Source organism: Secundilactobacillus paracollinoides (assembly GCF_001702155.1).
Taxonomy (GTDB): domain Bacteria; phylum Bacillota; class Bacilli; order Lactobacillales; family Lactobacillaceae; genus Secundilactobacillus; species Secundilactobacillus paracollinoides.
Window position 1 is genome coordinate 1410468 of the sequence record NZ_CP014912.1, and the last position, 18411, is coordinate 1428878.

Here is an 18411-nt window from a genome sequence, read left to right on the forward strand (position 1 = left end):
TGCGGTAGGTTGCTTTTTACTACGCATTCAAACGTTCCGGTTCCTTTAAAACGAGATGACCTAAGAGTGACACAATCAAAAAGCCAAGGGCAACTAGGCAGACGCCGTTCCACCCAGCCCGGCTCCAGGCCCAGGTGGCGGTCAGTGTGCCAAGTGATCCGCCCATGAAGTAGCCGAACATGAAGACCGAGTTATTGCGGCTGCTTTGGGCTTTATTGAGTGACTGAACAATGGCCTGATTCGAGACTTGGCTGAACTGTGTCCCAAGATCAAGCAGCACGATGCCGACAATGAGTCCCAGCATCCAGTGACCAATTAGCCAAAAGAGCAGAAAGGCGAGGGTTGAAAAGCCAATCGACATGCCAATGGTCAGCCGAGGTGACCTGTGATCGACCATGGTGCCAATATACGGTGCAGCGGTAACGCCAGCAATGCCTAATAGGCCTAGCAGACCGACGATGTTGCTGCCATAGTGGTACTGGGAGGCGAGATAAAACGCCAGCGTGGACCACATGACGTTGGAGACGCCAAACATACAAAAGCCGTTTATCGTGGCACCTTGAAGTGGTCGCTGGGTGATGAATAAGTGGGGTAATGACCGGATGACGCTGAAATAGTTGAGGCTGTGATGCCCACGCGGATCTCGCGGTAAATACTTGTGCACGACGCCGAGTAAAACGATGTCCAGCACCGCGGCAATCAAGTAAATTTGTTGCCACGGGATGACGCTGCCAAGCAACCCGCTAAAGGATCGCGACAACAAGATTCCCGTTAACAGACCGCTGAGTACGGTGCCCAGAACTTTCCCCCGTTGTAAGGCTGGTGCCAGAAAGCCGGCGTAGGGGATAATGATCTGTGGGGCAACCGAGGTGATGCCGATCAGCGTCGTTGCCACCGCGAAGACGCCCATGGTTGGTGATAGGAACGCAAGTAGCAGCGCAATGATCGATAACACCATCATGAACTGAATCAGGTGGTAGCGGTCAAAAATATCGCCGAGGGGCACGATCAGTAATAGCCCGAACGCATAGCCGAGCTGGGTCAGCATGGCGAGAATGCCAACGACTGCTTTAGAAATTTGAAAATCGGTAGCGATCAGCCCTTCGATGGGTTGAATGAAGTTTAAATTGGCGACGATAACGCCCGCTGTGAAGGCCATCATCAAAACTGTTTTTCGTGGTAAAGCTGGTTCTGTTTCCATTGTAAGACTCCCGTTTTAGTAGATTTTGAGTTGTTTGGATCTACTGCGCGGAAAGGGGTTCTCGGTGCGTTTGATGAGCCAGTGGAATAAGTGATAGGTCATGAAAAACACCTCTTTGTTCGGTTAGTTTCTTAATGTTAAAATAACGCCGATAAAAATCAGCAGGCACCCAAAAACAAAGCTGATATGCAGGGCTTCTCCCAAAACGAGCCAACCTAAAAGACTGCCGACTAGCGGCTGGAAAAAGAAAAATAGTCCAGACTGGCTTGCCTGCAAGAGTTGGAGACCTTTATTCCACAGCACAAACGCAACAGCAGTGGAAATGATGCCGAGGTAGAGAATACCGCCGCCCACTTTGGGTGTCAGCATAATGGCCCAGTTGAAAGCGTGGTAGCCAATCAGGATGACCGGTGTCAGACCAATAAGGACAACTAATGTGCCGATTGTTGTCACCTGCAGGGCTGAGTATCGAGCCGGTACCTTTTTTAGTAAGACAGACATTAACGCCCAGGTGAGGGCGGCAATCGTTAATGAAATCACGCCTAATGTTTGGTGCGCATGAACGTGGAGGCCACCACCAGCAAGGATGACGCCAATTGTTGCGCAGGTTACGGCTAACACGCGCGTGAATGTGAGACGTTCTTTGAGCAACCATGCCGCAAAAAGCGTCATAAAGGCCGGTGTTGTGGCGGTGATGATCGACCCAATTTGGGCGTTTGCGAGCATGGTACCCGTTTCTTGAAACACAATTGAGGCGAGCTGTCCGATAATACCAATACTGATAAGTAAGGGCCAGTCCTTTTTAGCAACGTGCCAGTTGATATGTTGTTGCAGGCCCAATAGGACTAATGCTACGATAGCAATCACGTAGCGTGACCACACCAGTAGAAAAGGCGAAACACTGGGAACAACGACCTTGACGACGACAAACATGCCGCCCCAGATGCTAGCGGCGATCGTGAGGTACAGACTGCCAATGAGTTTTGATTTAGTGGCTTGTTTCTGATACATTTTTTGGACTCCTTAAGTTAGTTGGCGGATGTTCGCCTAACTGAGCTGAAGGATGGATTTGCTCAGTAGCGGCTTACGCAACGACTGGCACATCATTTTCAAATAATGGGGCGTATAACATGGTGAGTCCTCCCTTAGATGACATGAATGCTACAATTATAGAACAATTAAGAACAGATTTCATTTTTTGGTGACTTTAGTGTTAAGAACTCCGCCAATATGCTATCCTGATAGCGAGGTGAAGAACATGAAAATTGCCATGCGAAACGGAAAACCATTTATCATTAAAGATGAAACTCACGGGTCACCTGTGCAAAACGCCCAGACGATTATCGATGTGTTGCACCAGGCGCCGGGTAACAGATTGTTAGGTGAATCGGAAGCGTTTACCCAAGATGAATTGGAACAGCCGATCACGGATCCCAAACAGGTCTTTGCGGTGGGGATGAACTACCGCGACCATTCAGCGGAAATTCATATTGAGTTGCCTAAAGCACCAAGTATTTTTACGAAATTCAGCAGTTCGTTAGCACCATCAGTTGTTGACGTGAAGGCTCATGGGCCGCAGACAGACTGGGAAACTGAGATCGTCGCTGTGATTAAGGATGGCGGCAGAAACATCTCAGTTGAAGACGGCTGGAAGCACGTTGCCGGTGTCATGGTCGGGGAAGATATTTCGGATCGCGAAGTACAGTTTGAAAATGATAACCCGCAGTTCTCAATGGGCAAGTCGTTCGAAAATTACGGGCCAATCGGTCCTTGGTTGACCACGGTTGACGAACTGGATAATCTAGACGATGAAGTGATCACCACAAAGGTGAATGGTAAAACCATGCAAGAGGCACCGTTAAGCCAGATGATTTTTTCGATTCCCGAATTGGTGCACTATCTGTCAACGGTGACCGAGTTGCGGCCGGGTGATTTGATCTTTACTGGAACGCCGAGCGGTACCGGCGTTGGCCATGACCCGCAGATCTTTTTGAAGGCGGGCGATGAGCTGACCGGGAGTATTACGCATTTGGGGACTTTGAAGATGTCGATTAAATAAACCAATTTTAAAAAGATGGACTATTTCATGAACTCAGGTTTGAGTATTATGAAATAGTCCTTTTTGTGACCAATTATGGGTTGTGGCTGTTAAGTTGACAAATGGAAAACCATTCCCAACAGATAGTAAATATTTGATTGGTATTTCTATACTGATATTAGTGTTCTATAATGTTTTTAGGGGAGATGATAGTTTGAAAAATGGATTAATGACGGTAACAGTATTTGCCTTAGCAACAACCCTAGGTCTATCTGCAACAGTTGGTGGCACCTCAGCAAAAGCGGCTACCTGGCACAAGGGAACGCCTAAGGTCTTTGTGGGTCAGAAGTATCGCGGCCCATATATCAAGTCCTTGCGAGACATTGCACGACATTATGAACACGTGTCGGCTACGAAGACAACTTATTCAGTCTATGGATTTCAGTATGCTTTCAAAATGACAGGGACTTCTTATAAGTACGCAAATAAAACGTACTATATACGCGGTAAATCATTTGGTGAAACAATGACCGTTAAAATTAAGCGTTTAAGTACGAAGAAAATTAGAATTCTGCCAGCAGGTACTTGGCAGACGATGATGCGTTATTAGCATAAATAGAAACAACACCTTTTTGGGTGTTGTTTTTATTTATGCTAAGCACGCCCATTCTGACAGCGCTCCACAAAATCCTCAAACAAGGCGTTCTCCTCAGGCATCGTTTCATACAAATACTCGGGATGCCATTGAACGGCTACTACTTGGTCGTTATCTTGCGATTCAATCATCTCGACAGCGCCGTCGTCAGCTCTTCCGGAAACCATTAAGTGGGAGCCGGGATTCTTTACCGTTTGGTGGTGGTTGGAGTTGACGTACGGATGTGAGCCCAGAATTTCGGCTGCAATCGTGTCACCCTTAATATTGACGTGGTGGGTCGGATAGATCAGCGGGGCTTCCTGCTGGTGCTTTAGGCGGGCATCTGGAAACTGACTTGGAAAGTCCTGGTACATGGTGCCGCCAAGCGCGATTGCGATGATTTGAGCCCCACGGCAAATACCGAAGATGGCCTTGCCAGCAGAAAATGCTTTTTGACACAGCGCAACCTCAAACTGGTCCTTTTTCATAGACGTGGCACCGATCTCACGGATGGGTTCCTCGCCAAATAGCGTGGGGTCGATGTCGGGACCACCCAGAAACGCAAACCCGTCACAGCGGGTTACATAGTCTTCCGCAAGTTCTGGATTGTTACTCGGCAGCATCACAGGAATCCCGCCAGCGGCAATCACCGCCTGCATGACGTTATCGTAAGCGTAGTCGCGAAAGCCGAGGTCCGTTTTTACAGTGTCGGCTGGCATGCCGATCAATGGTTTCATTGTCATCACTTCTCAGTCCGTTTTAAGACTAGGATACGCCTTCTTGCGATTGTGGTATAGCCAATTTAGGGAAGGATAAGTAAAATTCGTGTTATAAGTTCACAAAAAGAGTTGTGTATAATCACTTTTTGTAGGTAAAAGGTCAATAACGTGGACAATTTTTTTTGAATCATCAATAAAGTACAGAACGATATATTTTCCGGAAACAATGGGTATTCCTAATGTGGTGTGGTTTTGAAGTAGTTGACGACCCATTTTTTTGTCAGTATTGAAGCCACGATCAGGAGAATCGGCAAGTTGCCGAATATCAATAATCATTTGTTTTACGCGTAAATCAGCTGCCTCGTTTGCATATAGTACGTCAGCAATATAACTGTGAATAGACTTAATTTGGTTAAAAATGTCATTAGAAATTTGGATGGCATATTTACTCAAAAAATTCACGCTCCAGTTGATTTAGGGTAGTATAATTTCCTTTATTAATTTCTGATTCATTATGTTGCACTCTTTTTTGTAATTGGTCAATTAATTTTTCGCGTTCTAATTCATCATTAGTCTTAAAAGGAAGTTCTTTCCTGCTGGCAACAAATTCAAGAAACATGTTAAATCCTTGAGAGGCATCTAAATGTTTTTCAGCAAAGACGGCTTTAGCTTCCTGTAAGACCTGACTATTCGTTCTAAAGTTTACCTGTGTGTCTTTTTTTAATTGGTTCAAAATAAGTCCCCCAATCTGAAATGTATAGCTGCGTATATACACTAGCATAATTTCTCATTATATTCTAGAAAATTGACCTGAATTTAAAATTGTATCAAAAAAAGGTCACTAGAAATTATTTCTGGTGACCTTTTTGATACAGGTTTAATAATTATTCCGGCTTCTCCACTTTATGCCCCAAGACATCCTCTAACACGCGAACGTCATGGTTATTCTGACCAAGAATCGTCGTCAGATAGGCTGCCATTGCTGGTCGGTCTTCCTTTTCAGCTAAGGTAATGGCACGTGTCACAAACAGGTTTTGCGTATTGAAATCTTCAATCGTTGTCGTCAGTACGTCTTCGGTGGCGTGGTACTTTAGCCGACCGTCCTCTTCCAACATTTTATAGTCTTCGTATTCAGCCGTGGTCGACGGTGGCAATTGGCCCTCGTCTAGCAGTACATCAGCGAGGTCATCGTAGGTCTGGCGTGCTTCAGTAATCAGGTCGCGGTACAGGGACTTGATTGCCACACTTTCAGGCCCGGTTAGGAACCACAGTGCTTGGTGGAGCTTCGTAATGTTGATGTTTAGATTTGCCACGATGTGACCGGTCATTGCCCCAGCCGTTGGGGTGTGGTGGTCGGTATCGGCTTGCTTTACTTCAGCCTGGTAAGCTGTCTCAATTTCGTCGTTTGTCATGTCCTTCTCCTTAGGCTTCAGCCTTGACCTTGATGTGTTCAACGGTGTAGCCGAGCTTCGTGATCACTTCAGCGAGTTCGTCTGCGGTGGTTTGACTGTCATCAAAATCGACCTTGACCTTGCTGGCATTGAATAAAACCTGAGCCTTTTCAACACCGGGGTGTTTGGAAACGGCACTCTGAATCTTTGTCATACATGATGGGCAGGTCAGTCCATCTAGTTGTAATACTGCGCGTTTTGTCATGATAACGACCTCCTAAGTCTGTTGTGTTTGTCTTTATGAGTCTAGTGTAGTTGGAAATGACTAGTTTGAACTTGACGCAGGTCAAGTTTGGCCACTTTTTTAATTCGAGTGCGCCATCGTCGTTTTACCCGTAATGGCTGGACTAGTGGGTAACTTTCCGTAGTTAATGAGCCGCATCGCGTTGAAGATGACCACGAGAATGCTGGCTTCGTGCACGAACATCCCGCTGGCCATGTAAATGAAGCCGATAATGAGGCCAATCAGCAGGAAGATGACGACGCCGATGGCGATTACAATATTTTCCTTGGTGACGCGAACGGTCTTCTTTGCCAGGGCGAAGGCGTGAACGAGGGCCTGAAAACTGGATTGCATGAGCACAACGTCAGAGGTTTCGATGGCCACATCGGTGCCGCTGCCCATGGCGATCCCGATATCAGCGGTCGCGATAGCGGGACTGTCGTTGATGCCGTCGCCGACGAAGGCAACGTGGTGGCCGGCTGCTTGAGCGGTTTTAATGGCAGCCACTTTTTGTTCCGGTAACAGCTCTGCGTGGATTTCATCGATCCCAATTTGGGCAGCAACGGCATTTGCTGTGGCCTGGTTATCACCAGTCAGCATCACGAGGTGCTTGGCACCGTGGTCACGTAACGCTTGAAGTTGGGCCTTCACTTCTGGCCGAACCACGTCAGCCACCCCCACGATAAGGGCAAGTTGACCGTCAATAGCTTCAATGACCACTGAGCTGCCAGTGTTTTGGATGCTGGCTAAATCAGTTTCTTGAGTTGGCGTCAATGTGATCTGGTTTGCAGTGAGCAACGCTTTGTTACCAACTAGCACGTGATGGCCGTCCACGTCAGCGATGAGCCCTTGTCCCTTGACCGTACTGTTTTCGGTGACAGTCATCGTGCTAAATGGGAGCGTCATTTCAGTCACGTGATCAATGACGGCTTTGCCCAGCGGATGGTCGGAGAGTTGTTCAACTCTGGCAAGCAGGGCGAACGCAGTAGTTTCGTTATCAGTATAAGATTTAACCTGAGTGACGGCCGTGTTGCCCGTAGTCAGGGTGCCGGTTTTATCAAACATGAACGTGTCGATCTTTGAAAAATCATCCATCACGGCACCACCCTTTAGGAGGATGCCGCGTTTGGCGCCGTTACCGATACCGGCAACGTTTGCGACTGGCGCACCAATCACGAGGGCACCGGGGCAGCCGAGGACCAGAACAGTAATGGCGGTGGTGAAGCTCTGGGTGGCCAGATAAACGATCAGTGCAATGACGAGCACTGCTGGTGTGTAGTACTGGGCAAACCGATCGATAAAGGATTCCGTTTTCGACTTGGTATCCTGCGCATCTTCGACCAGTTCGATGATTTTCCCAAACGTGGTGTCGTCGCCGACCTTGGTTGCTTCAACGGTTAACGTCCCGTTACTGAGTTCGGAGCCGGAAAAAACAGTGTCGCCAGGTTGTTTTGTGACCGGTGCAGATTCACCGGTGATCACGGCTTCGTTAAGGTAGCCGGAGCCCTCGATGATCGTGCCGTCGACTGGGATGGTGCCACCGGTTTTGACGAGCACGTTGTCGCCCTTGTCCACGTCGTCGAGGTCAACTTCTTCTGTTGTGCCATCGGCGTGCAGCAGTTGGGCAGTTGCGGGTGCCATTTCGGTGAGCGATTTAATCGAATCACGAGTTTTGGCCAGCGTCCGCTGTTCCAGATAACTCCCGAAAAGAAACAGGAAGGTCACGATGGCGGATTCGTTGTATTCACCAATGATGAAAGCACCGATGACAGCAATTGAGACTAATAGTTCAATACTGATGACCTTGACCCGCAGTGCCTGGTAGGCGTGGATCATGATCGGGATAGCCGCAATAATTGATGCCAGCATCATGGCAATGGTATAGCCAAACTGGTTGTGCAGCCCGAACTGACTGAGGTAGGCCGCAACGATTAAAATGGCGCTGATCAGTGTGATATGATTTTGGTGGTCTTTGATAAAGTGTTGAAACTTCATAGGAGTCGCATCCTTTCGTGTGTTCGCTTGATTGACTACAGCATACGGCCATTTGCTGGAAAACAACTTGACGGGTATCAAGTTAGCGATAAAAGTTGCGAAATTTGCAACTTTACTAGAAAATGGGGAGTGTAGATTAAGGAAGAGGAATGGAAAAACCACACATGTCAGAACAAAAAGTTCGGCTTAAACTGCCGCAAAAAGTTACACAACAACTTGAATTAAAGGATGGCGACCAGGTGAAGATCACGTTGCGTAATAACGACGCGCTGATTCAATCCCACGCCAGTGAAATTTCGTTATACCAACGCATTTCATTAGCGTGGTTCGTCCTGCCAGCGGTTGCCTGCAGTCTATTGTTTAATGGGTTCTTCGCTGTTCGGGGAGATAATCAGATTCCGTTGAGCGGGAACACCTCGTTAGCGACGGGGACGATCCTGCTAGGCGTCATTATGGGCACCATATTATTTGGCATCTTTTTCGTCCGGGAACGACGCAACCAGACCAACACATTTTCACAGAACATCTACTGGCGGAATTTTCCGGTCATTATTTTGTCGTTTGCTTTAATTTTGGGGCTCACGTTATTGGGAAGTTTCTGGTTATTTGAAACGATGTTTGACGGGTTATCTTTTGACCGGTTGACGGCAACGATCATCTTTTTCGTTTTTGAAACGATCATTAACTACTTGATGATCCTGCTGGCTTTTTCGCTGGCGCCGAATATTTTGATCCGGCTATTCACATTAGTCATCGTCAGCGACGTGCTGATCGCCATGGCATCTAACACATCGCGGCGCTGGTGGCAGTATAATCTCAGCTTCCTGGGGACAAAGTTGGCCAGCAACAGTTGGCAATTTAACATTACGTTGATCTTCTCCGCGTTGATCATGGTTGCCCTAGTAGACTATATTTTCGTCTCGCTGCATGCCATTTATCCGCACTCTTGGCGGCTGAATATTTTACGCAGTATTTTGACATTGATGGCGGTTGACCTTGGCGCCGTTGGTTTTTTTCCAAACAACGCTGCGTCACATTACATGCACGATAAGGTGGCAGGGTTTCTGGTCTACTTCATCATCGTTTTGATTGTCGGCATTCGCTGGTTACTGCCCGGAGTGACGCGCGAATTTTTGACATTGTCTTACACGATTGGCGCAATTTTGGTCGCCGCTGATATTTTATTTCAGGGGATCGGTTACCTTTCGCTGACCGCGTTTGAAATTATTGGGTTCGCGCTATCGTTTGGCTGGGTGGTCATGCTATTGCAGCTTTTGCAACAGCTGATCGGCCGCGGAACGCGGGTGTTTTATGTCAAAGCGAAGATCAAGCCTTCTGAAAATGACAAAGACCTGTTATAATAGTGGCGACTGCAACAAAAATAGTGAAGGGATGTGCTTACGATGAGTCAGTTCGTTGTTGAAAAACCATTTTGGGATATTTTTCCGGAGGTCCGCATTGCGTTGATCCGGGTAACTGGGTTGGACAATCAGGACCACGGTCAGTTGCCTGCGTCGATCTTAGAGGACGCAAATGCGCACGTTGCGGATTTAATTCCCGATGATCCAATCAGTGCCAATCCGCTGATTCACGAGTGGCGCGAGGCGTTTCGGAAGTTCAAGACCAAGAAGGGCGCCCGCTGTGCCGTAGAAAATTTGCTGAAACGCTCAAAGAACGGCAATCCTGTGCGGTCGATCGACCCCATGGTGGATCTGTATAATGCGTGCTCGCTGCGAACGGGTTTTCCAGTCGCAAGTCTGGATACGGCATCGATTCAAGGCGATATCCGTTTAACGGTAGCCAAGGGCGGCGAACCCTTTCAGGCTATCAGTGAAGATGAACCGGAACCGGCATTGGATGGGGAAGTCATCTACGCAGACGACGCTGGTGTTGTGAGTCGCTGCTGGTGCTGGCGCGATGCTGAACGGGTCGAGACCCGCGATGATACTACCGCTGCTACGATGTACATTGAGTGTTTGAAGCCGGAGTGGCAGGCGGATCATGAAGCAGCTGTGAATCAACTGACCAGTCAAATTGAGCAGTATTTGGGGGCGCAGACGGAGACGGTTTATGTTGATGAGGCGCATCGTGCGGTAGATTATGACTGAGAATGGTACAGGGCGGAGAATCGACGCTAATGTCAAGGTCGTTAAATGGTAAGGCTATAACCAGAATTATTTGTAACCTGCTTGAATCAACCGACTAGCGTAGGTCACGCATATTGCGTAAGATGACCATGACGGCAACACCTTCGGCACACAAGGAGGCCAACAGATGGTAAAACAGCTTACGTATCCAGTCATTATTACTGAATTTAACGATGAAGATGGTCACTATTTCGGTGCAACATCACCAAATATTCCTGAAATGGTGACGCAAGGCACGACTTTCGCTGAGGCAGCATATTGGTCGAAAAATGCGATTGTCACAATGTTGGATGGTGAAAAACCCTATCCTAAGCCACAAGATCCCGATAATTGGATACTGAATAAAAATGACCGTGTGATGACTGTCACCGTCACGATGACAAGCGCTGCTCAGTTCGATTGAGTAGCGCTTTTTTAGCGTCGTAATCCAACACTATCAATAGATTTTCTAAGCGTTTTCACATTTAATTTGGTAAAATAGAACCAGTTAAGACTCAAAAAGAGGGGGAATCATCGTGAAACGTTTTAAAAAATTGCTACTCGGCACCAGCGTGTTGCTAGCTGGCGTCTTATTGGCTGCCTGTGGCAACAATGGCAAGTCGACCTCCAAGAAGTCGATCTCGCTGATGCAGACGTCCGACCTGACAAGCTTGGATAACACCAACCAAGCCACCATGCCAGAATTTAACACGCTGACTAACATTTCAGAGGGGCTGTACCGTCTGAATAGTAAGAATCAACCTGTGGCGGCCATGGCAACGAAAATCGTTAAACCAACGGCAAACGGCACTAAGTACGTCTTCCATATTCGCAAGGATGCCAAATGGAGCAACGGGGATCCGGTCACTGCGGCTGACTTTGAGTATTCTTGGAAACGGTCGCTGAATCCAAAAAACAATCCAGTTTATACGTATATTTTCAGTGGGATCAAGAACGCGGATGCCATCATCGCGGGTAAGAAGTCATACAAAACGCTTGGTATCAAAGCAACCGGCAAGCGAACCTTGACGATTACCTTGGACCACCCGATGACCTACTTTAATAAGTTAATGGCCATGCCAGTCTTCATGCCACAGGATAAGACCTTTGTGCAGAAGGTGGGCGTGAAAAACTACGGGACATCTTCCAAGAATACCGTTTCAAATGGCGCGTTTAAGATCACTGGCTGGACCGGGACGAACGACACGTATACGTTAAAGAAGAATACCCATTACTGGGATAAGAAGGCTATCAAGCTAGATGAAATTAAGTATCAGACCGTCAAGGATGCCAATACAGCGCACAATTTGTTTACGTCTGGCAAACTGGATGATGCGACGATTTCTGGTGTAACGGCTAAGAATCTGCAGAAGAACAAGGACCTGAAGTCGGTACCAAAGGCCTGGACCTACTACCTGCAAGTCAACCAGCGTAACGGTCAACCACTGGCCAACAAGAAGTTGCGGCAGGCCATTTCTCTGGCCATCAACCGGAAATCTCTGACCAGCAAAGTCCTCGCTGACGGTTCAACGCCAGCCAGCAGTTTTGTGAGTCCGGGGACTTCGACAGATCCAACGACGGGTAAGGATTTCAGCAAGGAAACGAGTACGTCGACTGCGCAGAATGTGACCAAGGCCAAGCAACTGTGGGCTGAAGGCCGCAAGGAAGCCAATATCACTGGGACGCTGAAGTTGTCGATCATTGGCGATGACCAGGATGTGACGAAGAATGTTGCCCAATTTGTGCAAAGCCAGATTCAGGAAAATCTACCAAATGTGAAAGTAGAAATCAGTAATTTACCTGATAAGGGCTTCCAGGATAAGAAGACTAACGGTAACTTCTCGTTGAGTCAGTGGTACTGGCTGGCAGATTTCGCCGATCCAATCAACTATCTGGGCATTCTAACATCCGGCAACACGATGAATCCGGGTCACTATAGTGATCAAACCTATGATAAATTAGTGGCGGATGCCAAGAAGGCGGGTAACCAATCCACGTATTGGCGTGATTTGAGAGCGGCTGAAAAGCGCCTGCAATCGCAAATGGGTATCATTCCGTTGTACTACGTGAAGGAATCGCATTTGGTGAACCCGAAGTTGACTGGGGTTGAGTATCATGTTGCTGGATTTGCGGATTATACTAGGGCGTATTTGAAGTAGTAGAGTGTGGAGCAGGGCGCTTTGAGGGCGGAGCGTAAGGCACTTTGACCCGAAAAGTCCGGGCCTGACTTTTTGGGTCGAAGTGCCTTACGCAGTAGTCCTCAGCCCTGCGGAACACGTTTCGGCAATGAGGCCAAGAAAGTCAGCAGCCAAAAGCACTTAATAGCAGAAATGCCTGGGTTTGGCATTTTTGCCAGAGTCCGTTACATGGCCGCCCCTTGCCCTGCGGAACACGTTTTGGCAATGAGGCCAAGAAAGTCAGCAGCCAAAAGCACTCAATAGCAGAAATGCCTGGGTTTGGCATTTTTGCCAGAGTCCGTTACATGGCCGTCCCTTGCCCTGCGGAACACGTTTCGGCAATGAGGCCAAGAAAGCCAGCAGTCAAAAGCACTCAATAGCAGAAATGCCTGGGTTTGGCATTTTTGCCAGAGTCCGTTACATTGCCGCCCCTTGCCGAGAAACACGTTTCGGCAATGAGGCCTAGAAAACTAGAAGCCAAAAGCACTCAATAACAGAAATGCCTGGGTTTGGCATTTTTGCCAGAGTCCGTTACATGGCCGCCCCTTGCCGAGAAACACGTTTCGGCAATGAGGCCTAGAAAACTAGAAGCCAAAAGCACTCAATAACAGAAATGCCTGGGTTTGGCATTTTTGCCAGAGTCCGTTACATGGCCGCCCCTTGCCCTGCTGAACACGTTTCGGCAATGAGACCAAGAAAGCCAGCGGCCAGAAGCACTCAACAGCATCAATGCCCAAACAACAGCTTTCCAGAGTTAGTTTTTACCTTACAGTCACCATCGCAAACACACCAAAAAACAGATTAAACACAGAAAAGAATCCAATGAAAAAAGCACGCGAGAACCCCAAAAAATCTCGCGTGCTTTTTTGCATTCATTAATTTAATTTTAATATGTCTAGACCAATTATTAGTTATACTAGCATCAATAGAATAGTTCGGCGGTGGTAGCTCCAGACAAGGGGGTGGTTACTATGAGTGTTTTTTAAGTAGTGATCAAGAATCTGAGTGGAAAGGAGAAGGGCCAGTGTCCATTCAGGATACGTTACAATTTGCGCTAGCTTTCGCGATGCATGATATCGCGTTAATAACGCTGATTGTGGTCATAGTTAGGGACAAGAAACAAAAACAACCGCCAAGCTGAGCGATAGCTGACGGTTAAAATTACTATATATTTAAACCTGAAGCGGCCATTACCGAATTTACTCTACGAGGGAAGTATTACAGTACTTCCCGAGGTCGCAAACTCATTATAACATGGGCTTGCGACTTTTTGTATTGAAAAGGGATGAAATGAGCATTGTAGAACCTAACGCTAATTGTGGTCATAGTTAGGGACAAGAAACAAAAATAACCGCCAAGCTGGTGCGCAGCTGACGGTTAATGCATTAAATATTTAAACCTGAAGCGGCCATTACCGAATATACTCTACGAGGGAAGTATGTCCAGTACTTCCCGAGGTCGCAAACTCATTATAACATGGGCTTGCGACTTTTTGCATTGTAAAGGAGTGAGGTTGATTGTGGCCTTTTTTGAGCGTGTGGTGCTGGCTGCGGCTTTCTTGGCAACGGAGCCGAAACGTGTTCCAGAAGGCAAGGGGCGGCCATGTAATGGACTCTGGCACAAATGCCAAGTTCGGGCATTTCCGCCAGAGCCCATTACATTCTGCCCCTTAAACGCCTTCTTCCACACTCTACTCCTGATACCACTCAACCACCCGTCCATTCAATTCCTGAACAGTCCGATCATTTGATGCGAAGTGTTTTTTAAACCAGGCAAGCTGGTCCACACTAGCCGTTACTAGTGGGTTTGTAATGACGACCCACTCCACACCTTCAGTCAACGGCGGGGTGGTTAAGGATCCCAAGTAGTGGAAACCGTAGCTTTTTTCGTGGACCCAATTTTTGATCAAAAATTCAACCGGGATATCCTCATCCGGTTTGAAATTATCGATAATCTCCTGCAACGTTTCGTCCGCTGGTCCGTGTTTGACCATCAACGAAACAACACAGAGTTGGCCAATGCTTGATTGGTAGACCATGTGAATCTCTAGTGGCGTGGTTTCCCCGTCAATTAAATGTTCCGATGTCCAGTGGAAATGCAGTTGAACGAAGTGGAACGGCCGGTTGAAAATGCTGGCGTGGCCGGTTCCTGTGACTTGAATTGTCGTGCCGTCATCACGGTCTAATTTTAGATGGTGCTTATTATTCATGGTAAATGGTAAGTACTGATTGATGACAACGGTGTTGGCTGTATCAATGTCGATGGGTGACTGGTGGTCGTTAACCGTGGTCCAGTCAGCTTGTTGATGATAGTCGGTCATAGAATCATCCTCTCTGAAAACGGTATCGTAAGTCTTATTTTAATACAGAATCCCGACGATTACCGCAAAATACGCGTTCTTTTTAATAATGAACATAAATTAAGTCTTTACAAATCATCATTAATTCAATAGCATAATTCTCATAGACTTTTAATTGAGAGGAAGAACGGCAATGACAACGAAAACGAAGGGACTCATCTGTGCCATTGTTGGAACAACATTTTGGGGCATGTCTGGGTGTGCTGCCCAGTTTCTATTTTCACGCCAACCTGTGGAACCGGGCTGGTTAGTGGGTGTGCGCTTACTAATATCAGGAGTGTTGCTGCTTGGCTGGAGTGCCATTACGACGCCCAAACAGGTAATGACTGTTTGGCACCATAAGCGAGACGGTCTGCTGCTAATTGCCTTCGCACTATTCGGTATGGTGCCATCACAGTTTTCATACTTCATGGCGGTGAAATACGGCAATGCGCCAACGGCAACGATCCTGCAATTCTTAGGTCCACTGTTTATTATTATTTATTTGGCAATCGCAAACTGGCAACTGCCGCGGCGCATTGATGCCATTTCGATGATCATTGCGCTGTTTGGCACCTATTTATTGGTGACTAAGGGCCAGTTCACCAGTCTGCAATTAGCGCCGCCAGCAATCTTTTGGGGTGTCATGGCGGGTGTCGGTCAAGCGCTGTACACGCTAATTCCGATTCGCTTGTTAAAAACGTTTGACGCTAAAATCGTGACGGGATGGGCAATGTTGATTGGCAGCGTGGCATTTTTACCGCATTTAGTGACGACGCCATTACCAAAACTACCCGTAATTGGTTGGGCTGGCGTGTTCTTTGTGGCAACGGTAGGCACCATGTTTGCTTATTTGCTGTACCTGCAGAGCTTAAAATATCTAAAACCGTCAACAACTGGCATGTTAAGTTCGTTTGAACCCTTTACGGCCACCGTACTATCAGTGGTTTTGCTGCACACTGCCTTTGGGTTACCGGAAGCGTTGGGCGGCGTCATGATCCTCGCTACTGCGTTTCTTCAAGCGCTTGCCGTGAATGGCTTGCCTAGATGGTTGAAGCGAAGCGCTAAATCATAATGAACCAGAAAAAACCAGTGACCGATGGCTATCGCTTGCCGGTGTTTTTGATGCCTTGTCTGTTAATTGTAACCCTAATATTGAAATTAGGGTTACAGTTCGCTATAATCAATCGTGACAGATTATAGAATATGTAGGATTGATTGGAGTTTAACATGACAAATAAGCAAGGCATCACGCAACTCTCCGTTCGCGACCTCACGATGGTGGCAACGATGATTGCGATTTTAATCGTTCTGGGGCTGTTCCCCGGTATTCCACTTGGCATCATTCCGGTGCCCATTGTGCTTCAAAATATTGGCGTTATGATCGCTGGCGAATTACTGGGACCACGAAATGGCAGTCTTGCTGTTTGGCTGTTTTTGGTGTTGGTTGCGCTTGGGCTGCCACTGCTGTCTGGCGGACGTGGCGGCTTGGCGACCATGATCGGCCCAACTGGCGGGTACATCGTTGCCTGGGTGCTGGTACCGTTGTTAATTGGTTGGGGGCTCAAACTCACGGGCCGCAGCGGCGAACTGTATTGGCTGGTCGAACTTGCCATTGTTTGGTTGTTTGGCGTTTTGTTTGTTGATGGCCTCGGTGCAATTTGGGTATCCGCGCAATCTAACATTGCCTTGTCCGCAAGTTTGACGTCCAGTATTGCCTTTATTCCTGGTGATACGATTAAGGCCATCATTTCAGTAATTTTGGTTCGCCGATTGCGAAAAAGCAGCTCAATTTTTTAATTCACGGAGGCTCAATTTTGAAACAAACAACAGCACAAAAAATCTTGATTCAGTTAATTGAACACGCCGACTCTTGGCTTTCGGGTGATGCCCTAGCGACCCAGTTAGAAATTAGCCGGGAGTCTGTTTGGAAAGCCATCAATACGTTGCGAAAACAGGGTAATGAGATTGAAAGCCGGAAAAATATGGGCTACCGGTTCGTTAAAAATGCATCGCTTAATGCGGCAATTATCAACTACTATACGAATCAGGATTTCGCAGGTCGATTGTACGTTGATGATGAAGTAACGTCGACGCAAAGCGTTGCTAAGGCGTTCTTGAGTCATCATCAAGTTACGCAGCCCACGGTGTTTGTGGCAAACGCGCAAACTGAGGGCTATGGTCGGCGTGGCAGAGCGTTTTTTTCGCCGGCAGAAACTGGCCTTTACTTCAGCATGATCTTGCCAAATCCGACTCATGAATGGCCAAAAGCTGGGTTGATGACCACGACCTTTGCCGTTTTGATCACGGATGTTCTCCGGCAGTTTTTCCCGGACCAGGACTTTCAGTATAAGTGGGTCAACGACATTTATCTGAATCACAAAAAGGTGGTTGGTATCCTGACTGAAGCAGTTTTGGATTTGGAATCCAGCTCGACAGCAGCTTTTGTGGTCGGTATCGGGATGAATGTGGCGACCCAGCTGTTTCCGAATGACCTCAAGGCTAAGGTGACCAGTATGAGTGCGACGCCGGTAGACCGGAATTTATTGGTGAGTCGACTCATTGAAACGATTGCGGCGCACTACATGGACTATGCAAATCCGGAATATCTTGACGCCTATCGGCAACACGCCGTTGTGTTAGGTCGGGAAGTCCACCTACAACTGGGTGACGAAACGGTGGTTGGCGTGGCGCAACAGATTGAGGCCGATGGCGCGCTGACCATTAAAACGACTGACGGTGAGCTGCGCACGTTTACCAGCGGCGAGGTGACCAAAGTGCATTACGCCGGTCAGCAGGAGGATTCTCAGAAATGACACAAGTGATTTACGGGTTGGAAACGGATGACGCTGGGCGGTGTGTGCATTACCATCAGGAAAACGATATTGCTGGGTTGAAATGTCAACAGTGTCAGGCCTACTTTGCGTGCTACCAGTGCCATGATGCGTTGTGTGACCACAAGTTTGTTGCGTGTGATAAGGATGATGATCCAGTAATGTGTGGGCTTTGTCACACGGTGATGTCATTTGCTGCATATCAGCAGGGGACTTGTCCGAATTGTCGAGCGGCTTTTAATCCGAAGTGTGAGGGGCATTGGGGTGTTTATTTTAAGTGAATTACTTGGATAGCACAGTTTAGAATTGTGCTATTTTTCAGACTTCTTTGTTCTTCTTTAAAACTTAGATATGAAAAAAAGGACCATCGCGATGATGGTCCTTTTTGTGTGCTGTTCTCTATTGCCGAAACAGGTTACACAAGGAGTCTTTCTGTTATTGGAAGATTCAAATACCAGTTGGTTAATCGCTAATGCTAAGTTAGCTTTGGCGTGAAGCATTGCTGTCAAGAAGGTTGGCAGCAGTCGAGGGCGGATTCTCTTCAAACTTGGTTTAACGCCATTGTGATGCTTAATCATTGGTAGAAAATAAGCTCAACATCAGTGGAATGGAGCAATTTGGCACGGAGCTGTGGTGTCGACATTAGTTAGCGACCGTTCTTCGGTCGGTTACTGA

At 47.5% G+C, this 18411-nt stretch carries 19 protein-coding genes; 10 read left to right on the forward strand and 9 right to left on the reverse strand.

All coding sequences use genetic code 11. From position 1 onward, the window contains the following. Nucleotides 1–19 precede the first annotated feature (19 nt). Nucleotides 20–1201, reverse strand: a complete 1182-nt coding sequence (locus tag AYR61_RS05895; RefSeq protein WP_065902127.1) for an MFS transporter — start codon at nucleotides 1199–1201, stop codon at nucleotides 20–22. Between the two features lie 123 nt (nucleotides 1202–1324). After that, nucleotides 1325–2212: a DMT family transporter gene (locus AYR61_RS05900; RefSeq protein WP_056987036.1), complete on the reverse strand. Its 888-nt coding sequence runs from the start codon at nucleotides 2210–2212 to the stop codon at nucleotides 1325–1327. 247 nt (nucleotides 2213–2459) lie between these two features. On the opposite strand from AYR61_RS05900, the gene AYR61_RS05905 reads away from it, so the two are divergent. Continuing rightward, nucleotides 2460–3260: a fumarylacetoacetate hydrolase family protein gene (locus tag AYR61_RS05905; protein ID WP_054711873.1), complete on the forward strand. Its 801-nt coding sequence runs from the start codon at nucleotides 2460–2462 to the stop codon at nucleotides 3258–3260. 193 nt (nucleotides 3261–3453) lie between these two features. After that, nucleotides 3454–3849, forward strand: coding sequence for a hypothetical protein (locus AYR61_RS05910; RefSeq protein WP_054711872.1), 396 nt, complete (start codon nucleotides 3454–3456; stop codon nucleotides 3847–3849). 44 nt (nucleotides 3850–3893) lie between these two features. Here AYR61_RS05910 and AYR61_RS05915 read toward each other — a convergent pair whose 3' ends face one another. From AYR61_RS05915 to AYR61_RS05940, 6 genes are all read right to left on the reverse strand, one after another. Then, a complete protein-coding gene (locus tag AYR61_RS05915; RefSeq protein ID WP_082409359.1) occupies nucleotides 3894–4616 on the reverse strand; it encodes a gamma-glutamyl-gamma-aminobutyrate hydrolase family protein in 723 nt (240 codons plus the stop codon). A 93-nt stretch (nucleotides 4617–4709) separates the two neighbouring features. After that, nucleotides 4710–5045 carry a type II toxin-antitoxin system RelE/ParE family toxin gene (locus tag AYR61_RS05920; RefSeq protein WP_054711868.1) on the reverse strand — a complete coding sequence of 112 codons (336 nt, stop codon included), beginning with the start codon at nucleotides 5043–5045 and terminating at the stop codon, nucleotides 4710–4712. Beyond that, complete coding sequence (relB, locus tag AYR61_RS05925) at nucleotides 5038–5325, reverse strand: type II toxin-antitoxin system RelB/ParD family antitoxin (RefSeq protein ID WP_054711866.1); 288 nt, start codon at nucleotides 5323–5325, stop codon at nucleotides 5038–5040. The genes AYR61_RS05920 and relB overlap by 8 nt, the downstream gene beginning before the upstream one ends. Before the next feature lie 151 nt (nucleotides 5326–5476). Further along, the gene (locus AYR61_RS05930) at nucleotides 5477–6004 is read right to left on the reverse strand and encodes a ferritin-like domain-containing protein (RefSeq protein WP_056987035.1); all 528 of its coding nucleotides are present in this window, start codon (nucleotides 6002–6004) and stop codon (nucleotides 5477–5479) included. A gap of 10 nt (nucleotides 6005–6014) precedes the next feature. Beyond that, nucleotides 6015–6248, reverse strand: coding sequence for a heavy-metal-associated domain-containing protein (locus tag AYR61_RS05935; protein ID WP_054711864.1), 234 nt, complete (start codon nucleotides 6246–6248; stop codon nucleotides 6015–6017). Between the two features lie 99 nt (nucleotides 6249–6347). Beyond that, on the reverse strand, nucleotides 6348–8261 hold the full coding sequence (locus AYR61_RS05940; RefSeq protein ID WP_065902130.1) for a heavy metal translocating P-type ATPase: 1914 nt from the start codon (nucleotides 8259–8261) through the stop codon (nucleotides 6348–6350). A gap of 164 nt (nucleotides 8262–8425) precedes the next feature. On the opposite strand from AYR61_RS05940, the gene AYR61_RS05945 reads away from it, so the two are divergent. The 4 genes from AYR61_RS05945 (at nucleotide 8426) to AYR61_RS05960 (ending at nucleotide 12546) form a co-directional block, all read left to right on the forward strand. Further along, nucleotides 8426–9622 carry a hypothetical protein gene (locus AYR61_RS05945; protein WP_065903830.1) on the forward strand — a complete coding sequence of 399 codons (1197 nt, stop codon included), beginning with the start codon at nucleotides 8426–8428 and terminating at the stop codon, nucleotides 9620–9622. 42 nt (nucleotides 9623–9664) lie between these two features. After that, the gene (locus AYR61_RS05950) at nucleotides 9665–10369 is read left to right on the forward strand and encodes a B3/B4 domain-containing protein (RefSeq protein ID WP_056987034.1); all 705 of its coding nucleotides are present in this window, start codon (nucleotides 9665–9667) and stop codon (nucleotides 10367–10369) included. Nucleotides 10370–10535: 166 nt separating this feature from the next. Next, nucleotides 10536–10811, forward strand: coding sequence for a hypothetical protein (locus AYR61_RS05955; RefSeq protein ID WP_065902132.1), 276 nt, complete (start codon nucleotides 10536–10538; stop codon nucleotides 10809–10811). 112 nt (nucleotides 10812–10923) lie between these two features. Next, nucleotides 10924–12546, forward strand: a complete 1623-nt coding sequence (locus AYR61_RS05960; RefSeq protein ID WP_056987033.1) for a peptide ABC transporter substrate-binding protein — start codon at nucleotides 10924–10926, stop codon at nucleotides 12544–12546. A 1708-nt stretch (nucleotides 12547–14254) separates the two neighbouring features. On the opposite strand, the gene AYR61_RS05965 is transcribed toward AYR61_RS05960, so the two are convergent. Further along, nucleotides 14255–14884 (reverse strand): carbonic anhydrase family protein, encoded by a 630-nt coding sequence (locus AYR61_RS05965; RefSeq protein ID WP_056987032.1) that lies wholly within the window; start codon nucleotides 14882–14884, stop codon nucleotides 14255–14257. 172 nt (nucleotides 14885–15056) lie between these two features. Between AYR61_RS05965 and AYR61_RS05970 the strand changes: the two genes are divergently transcribed. The 4 genes from AYR61_RS05970 to AYR61_RS05985 all read left to right on the forward strand — a co-directional run bounded on the left by AYR61_RS05970 (nucleotide 15057) and on the right by AYR61_RS05985 (nucleotide 18017). Continuing rightward, on the forward strand, nucleotides 15057–15977 hold the full coding sequence (locus tag AYR61_RS05970; RefSeq protein WP_054711914.1) for a DMT family transporter: 921 nt from the start codon (nucleotides 15057–15059) through the stop codon (nucleotides 15975–15977). Between the two features lie 155 nt (nucleotides 15978–16132). Then, nucleotides 16133–16702, forward strand: a complete 570-nt coding sequence (locus AYR61_RS05975) for a biotin transporter BioY (protein ID WP_054711913.1) — start codon at nucleotides 16133–16135, stop codon at nucleotides 16700–16702. Between the two features lie 17 nt (nucleotides 16703–16719). Then, nucleotides 16720–17718 (forward strand): biotin--[acetyl-CoA-carboxylase] ligase, encoded by a 999-nt coding sequence (locus AYR61_RS05980; protein WP_056987031.1) that lies wholly within the window; start codon nucleotides 16720–16722, stop codon nucleotides 17716–17718. Beyond that, nucleotides 17715–18017, forward strand: coding sequence for a CHY zinc finger protein (locus AYR61_RS05985; RefSeq protein WP_054711911.1), 303 nt, complete (start codon nucleotides 17715–17717; stop codon nucleotides 18015–18017). Before AYR61_RS05980 ends, AYR61_RS05985 begins: the two co-directional genes overlap by 4 nt. Nucleotides 18018–18411: the final 394 nt, after the last annotated feature.

Excerpts from the sequence above, each read along its gene's own strand:
- AYR61_RS05895 (WP_065902127.1), bottom strand. The coding sequence starts at position 1,201 with ATGGAAACAGAACCAGCTTTACCACGAAAAACAGTTTTGATGATGGCC.
- AYR61_RS05900 (WP_056987036.1), bottom strand. The coding sequence starts at position 2,212 with ATGTATCAGAAACAAGCCACTAAATCAAAACTCATTGGCAGTCTGTAC.
- AYR61_RS05905 (WP_054711873.1), top strand. The coding sequence starts at position 2,460 with ATGAAAATTGCCATGCGAAACGGAAAACCATTTATCATTAAAGATGAA.
- AYR61_RS05915 (WP_082409359.1), bottom strand. The coding sequence starts at position 4,616 with ATGACAATGAAACCATTGATCGGCATGCCAGCCGACACTGTAAAAACG.
- AYR61_RS05930 (WP_056987035.1), bottom strand. The coding sequence starts at position 6,004 with ATGACAAACGACGAAATTGAGACAGCTTACCAGGCTGAAGTAAAGCAA.
- AYR61_RS05935 (WP_054711864.1), bottom strand. The coding sequence starts at position 6,248 with ATGACAAAACGCGCAGTATTACAACTAGATGGACTGACCTGCCCATCA.
- AYR61_RS05940 (WP_065902130.1), bottom strand. The coding sequence starts at position 8,261 with ATGAAGTTTCAACACTTTATCAAAGACCACCAAAATCATATCACACTG.
- AYR61_RS05945 (WP_065903830.1), top strand. The coding sequence starts at position 8,426 with ATGTCAGAACAAAAAGTTCGGCTTAAACTGCCGCAAAAAGTTACACAA.
- AYR61_RS05950 (WP_056987034.1), top strand. The coding sequence starts at position 9,665 with ATGAGTCAGTTCGTTGTTGAAAAACCATTTTGGGATATTTTTCCGGAG.
- AYR61_RS05955 (WP_065902132.1), top strand. The coding sequence starts at position 10,536 with ATGGTAAAACAGCTTACGTATCCAGTCATTATTACTGAATTTAACGAT.
- AYR61_RS05965 (WP_056987032.1), bottom strand. The coding sequence starts at position 14,884 with ATGACCGACTATCATCAACAAGCTGACTGGACCACGGTTAACGACCAC.
- AYR61_RS05970 (WP_054711914.1), top strand. The coding sequence starts at position 15,057 with ATGACAACGAAAACGAAGGGACTCATCTGTGCCATTGTTGGAACAACA.
- AYR61_RS05975 (WP_054711913.1), top strand. The coding sequence starts at position 16,133 with ATGACAAATAAGCAAGGCATCACGCAACTCTCCGTTCGCGACCTCACG.
- AYR61_RS05985 (WP_054711911.1), top strand. The coding sequence starts at position 17,715 with ATGACACAAGTGATTTACGGGTTGGAAACGGATGACGCTGGGCGGTGT.